2 protein-coding genes are annotated in these 4,837 nt (G+C 67.5%); both read left to right on the forward strand.

The annotated features are described in order from the left end of the window. Positions 1-31 precede the first annotated feature (31 nt). Complete coding sequence (locus tag ABT084_RS37645; RefSeq protein WP_351054287.1) at positions 32-3,304, forward strand: non-ribosomal peptide synthetase; 3,273 nt, start codon at positions 32-34, stop codon at positions 3,302-3,304. Further along, positions 3,304-4,837: condensation domain-containing protein (locus tag ABT084_RS37650; RefSeq protein ID WP_351054290.1), on the forward strand; the 1,534-nt coding region annotated here is incomplete at its 3' end. The genes ABT084_RS37645 and ABT084_RS37650, both read left to right, overlap by 1 nt.

Here is a 4,837-nt window from a genome sequence, read left to right on the forward strand (position 1 = left end):
CGACATCCGCATGCTCTTCGACTCCCCGACCGTGGCGGGACTGGCCGCGGGACTCGCCGACGACGGAGAGACACGGCCTGCCCTGACCCTCCAGGACCGTCCCGAACACGTTCCGCTGTCCTTCGCCCAGCGCCGCCTGTGGTTCCTCGGCCGGCTGGAAGGACCGAGCGCGACCTACAACATCCCCATCGCACTACGCCTCAACGGTCCCATCGACCCCGACGCCCTCAACACAGCCCTCCGGGACACCCTCACCCGCCACGAAATCCTGCGCACGGTGTTTCCCACGCACGAAGGCGTTCCGTACCAGCGGAACCTGAGCATCCAGGACCTGGGTTGGGAGCTCCAGAGGGCTGAAGTTGCTCCGGCGGATCTGGCTGGTGTGCTCGCGGAAGCGGCAGGGCACGTTTTCGACCTCGAATCGGAGATACCGGTCCGGGCGTGGCTCTTCTCGACGGGTCCGCAGGAACATGTCCTCGCCTTGACGGTCCATCACATCGCTGGTGACGGCTGGTCGATGGCTCCGCTGGCCAGGGACGTGTCGGTGGCTTACGCGGCGCGTGCCGAGGGCCGGCTTCCCGGCTGGGAGCCGCTGCCGGTCCAGTACGCCGACTACACGCTGTGGCAGGGCGAACTGCTCGGCGACGAACAGGACCCGGACAGCCTGATCTCCCGACAGGTCGCCTACTGGCGCGAGACGCTGGCCGGTCTCCCGGAGGAGCTGGAACTGCCCTTCGACCACGCTCGTCCTGCGGCGGCGTCTCACCGCGGGTATGGTGTGCCGCTGCACTTCCCGGCACCTGTTCACGCGCGGTTGCAGGAGGTGGCGCGCGCCGAGGGCGTGACCATGTTCATGGTGCTGCAAGCCGCGTTCGCGGTGCTTCTGTCCCGTCTGGGAGCGGGCACGGACATTCCGATCGGTTCGGCGAACGCTGGTCGTACGGATGAGGCGCTGGACGATCTGGTGGGCTTCTTCGTCAACACTCTGGTCCTGCGTACGGACCTGTCGGGGGATCCGACGTTCCGTGAGCTGTTGGGGCGGGTGCGGGAGAGGGGTCTCTCTGCTTTCGCGCATCAGGACGTGCCGTTCGAGAAGCTGGTGGAGGAGCTGTCCCCGGCCCGTTCGATGGCCCGCCACCCCCTTTTCCAAGTGATGCTCACCCTCCAGAACAACGCAGAGGCTGTCCTCGACCTCCCCGTTACCGAGTCCTCGCGCCGGTCTGTGGAGGCGGAGAGGGCGGCGCAGATGGATGTGGTGGCCAAGTTCGACCTGGATGTGTCGCTGGCTGAGGTCTTCGACGAGGGTGGTGCGCCGGCTGGGCTGCGTGGTTCGTTGATTGCGTCGGCCGATGTTTTCGAGTCGGCGTCTGCCGACTCGATCGCTCAGCGGTTGGGGCGGGTTCTCGAGACGGTGGCCGCAGATTCGCAGGTCCGCCTGAGTGCGGTGGATGTGCTGGGTGCAGCGGAGCGTGAGCTGGTGGTGTCGGGCTGGAATGACACGGTGGTTGAGGTTGCTTCGGTGATGGTGCCGGAGTTGTTCGCGGCGCATGTGGCGGCTTCGCCGGGTGCGGTTGCGGTGGTGTTCGATGGTGTGGAGGTTTCGTACGGGGAGCTGGATGCCCGGGCGAATCGTCTTGCTCATCACCTGATCGGTCAGGGTGTGGGTGCGGAGTCGGTGGTGGGTCTGTGTCTGCCGCGCGGGGTGGACATGGTTGCTTCCATTCTGGCTGTGTGGAAGGCCGGTGGTGCGTATGTGCCGCTGGATCCTGAGCTGCCGGTGGAGCGGCTGGCGTTCATGGTGGTGGACAGTGGTGCCCGGGTGGTGGTGGGCCGGCGTGATGGTGTGCCGGTCGGGGCCGAGTCGGTGGTGTGGGTGGATGATCCGGCGCTGGCCTCTGATCCTGCGCTGGCGGCTGCTGGGGCGGGTGCGCCTGATGTCAGGGTGGGGCCGGAGGGTCTGGCGTACGTCATTTACACGTCGGGTTCGACGGGTGTGCCGAAGGGTGTGGCTGTCGGGCATGGGGCGATGGCGAACATGGTGTCGGTGTTCGGTCCGTTGATGGATGTCGGTCCTGGTGTTCCGGTGCTGCAGTTCGCTTCGTTCAATTTTGATGCGTCGGTGCTGGATGTGGCGGTGACGCTGGCGTGCGGTGGTGTGCTGGTGGTGGCGACTGCGGCTGAGCGGGCTGAGCCGGTGCTGTTGCGGGAGCTGGTGGCTTCGGCGCGGGTGCGTTCGGCGAGTGTGGTGCCTTCGCTGCTGGGGGTGCTGGAGCCGGACGACCTGGCGGGTGTCGAGGCGTTGGTGGTGGGTGCGGAGGCGATTGAGCCGGGTATGGCGCGGCGGTGGTCGCGTGGTCGTCGTCTGGTCAATACGTATGGGCCGACGGAGGCGACGGTGATTACGGCTGCGGGCCGGGTGGATCCGGGCCGTGAGGGTGTGGTGCCGTTCGGTTCTCCGGTGGCCAATACGCGGATGTTCGTGCTGGACGGGCGGATGCAGCCGGTTGCGCCGGGTGTGGTGGGTGATCTGTATGTGGCGGGCAGTCAGCTGGCGCGTGGGTATGTCGGGCGCTCAGGTCTGACGGCGGAGCGGTTCGTGGCGGATCCGTTCGGTGGTTCGGGTGAGCGGTTGTACCGGACCGGTGACCGGGCCCGGTGGGCTGGTGATGGTCAGCTGGTGTTCGCGGGCCGTAGTGATGACCAGGTGAAGATCCGCGGTTTCCGGATCGAGCCTGGCGAGGTACAAGCCGTGATCGCCACCCACCCTGAGGTGGCGCGAGCGGCGGTGGTCGCGCGGGCCGGGGAGTCGGGTGCGACTGCTCTGGTCGCTTATGTGGTCGCGGTCTCCGGTACGGACGAAGTGCAACTGCCTTCTTTGGTGCGGGAGTTCGTTGGTGGGAAGCTGCCGGCGTACATGGTGCCGGCGGCGGTGATGGTGCTGGACGCGCTGCCGCTGACGGTGAACGGCAAGCTCGACCGCAAGGCCCTGCCCGCCCCCGACTTCACGCTCACGGCAGGCACCGGCCGAAAGCCCACGACCCCGCAGGAAGAACTCCTCTGCGAGATCTTCGCGACAGTGCTGGGTGTGGAGCGGATCAGCGTCGATGACGACTTCTTCGCCCTCGGCGGGCACTCACTGCTCGCAATCCGCCTGATCAGCAAGATCAGGGCGCTTGCCGGCGTCGAGCTGGAGATTGCCGCGCTGTTCGACGCGCCGACCGTGGCCGGCCTTGCACAGCACCTTGGAAATGAGAAGTCCACCAGGCCGACTCTGCGGCCGATGCGCACCCAGGAGGAGTCCTGATGATTCCCTTGTCCTTTGCCCAGCGTCGGTTGTGGTTCATCAGCCAGTTGGACGGCCCGAGCGCCACGTACAACATCCCCGTCGTGCTGCCCCTGCCGGGTCAGGTCGACGCGGCGGCGCTGAACGCCGCGCTGCGGGATGTGCTCGGGCGGCACGAGGTGCTGCGTACCGTGTACGAGGTCGCGGACGGCGAGCCGTACCAGCGCATCGTCAAGCTCGACGAGCTGGAGTGGGAACTGTCGGTCGTCCAGGTGGCGCCGGCCGACCTACGTGACGCCATCGCCGGAGCCGAGGGCTACCCCTTCGACCTCGCGACGGAAGTACCGATCCGCGCCTGGCTGTTCCAGGCGGGACCGGACCAGCAGGTCCTCGTAGTGACGACCCATCACATAGCCAGCGACGGATGGTCGGCCGACCCGCTGGCGCGGGACGTCTCCACGGCCTACGAGGCCCGGTCCCTCGGCAGAGCCCCCGAGTGGGAGCCGCTGCCGGTGCAGTACGCCGACTACGCGCTGTGGCAGCGTGAGCTGCTCGGTGACGAGACGGACCCCGACAGTGTGATCTCCCGGCAGATCGCCTACTGGAAGGAAACCCTGGCGCAGGTACCGGAGGAACTGGAGCTTCCCTTCGACCGTTCGCGACCCGCAGTTGCGAGCTACCGCGGCCACAGCGTGCCGCTCGAGGTGCCGGCGGACCTGCATGCCAAGCTGGTCCGGGTGGCACGCGCCGAGGGTATGACCACCTTCATGGTGTTGCAGGCCGCCCTGGCGCTCCTGCTGTCCCGGCTCGGTGCGGGCAACGACATCCCGGTCGGTACGGCGGTCGCAGGACGTACCGATGAGGCACTGGACGACCTGGTCGGCTTCTTCGTCAACACCCTGGTCCTTCGGACCGATCTGACGGGAAACCCCACCATCCGCGAACTGCTCGCCCAGGTACGGAAGTCGGGCCTGGCGGCGTTCAAGCACCAGGACGTGCCGTTCGAGCGGCTGGTCGAGGAGCTCGCCCCGGCACGCTCCCTGGCCAGGCATCCACTGTTCCAGGTGATGCTGACCGTTCAGAACACGGTGCGATCCGTACCGGACCTGTCGCAGGCATCGGTCGCCGGAGCGCCGACGGGCGCCGCGGCCGGGCCGCGCGTCGCGAAGTTCGACCTGGAGGTCACCGCGTTCGAGGTCTACGACGCCCAAGGGGCTCCGGCCGGTCTGCGCGGAGCGGTGACCGTGGCCGCCGACTTGTTCGACGTCGCGACGGCCGAACGGATCGCGGGCTGGCTGGTTCGGACCCTGGCGGCGCTGACCCGGGATCCGCAGGCACGCCTCGACGCGGTGGATCTCCTGGGTGTGGAGGAGCGGCGTTTGGTGGTGGAGGGGTGGAACGATACGTCGGTGGGGGTTCCGGCGGGGTTGTTGCCGGAGTTGTTTGAGGCTCAGGTGGGGCGGACGCCTGATGCGGTTGCTGTGGTGTTTGAGGGTGTTGAGGTTTCGTTTGCGGAGTTGGATGCGCGGGCGAATCGGCTGGCTCGGTGTCTGG

It is taken from the genome of Streptomyces sp. NPDC002138, from assembly GCF_040296485.1.
Taxonomy (GTDB): Bacteria; Actinomycetota; Actinomycetes; order Streptomycetales; family Streptomycetaceae; genus Streptomyces.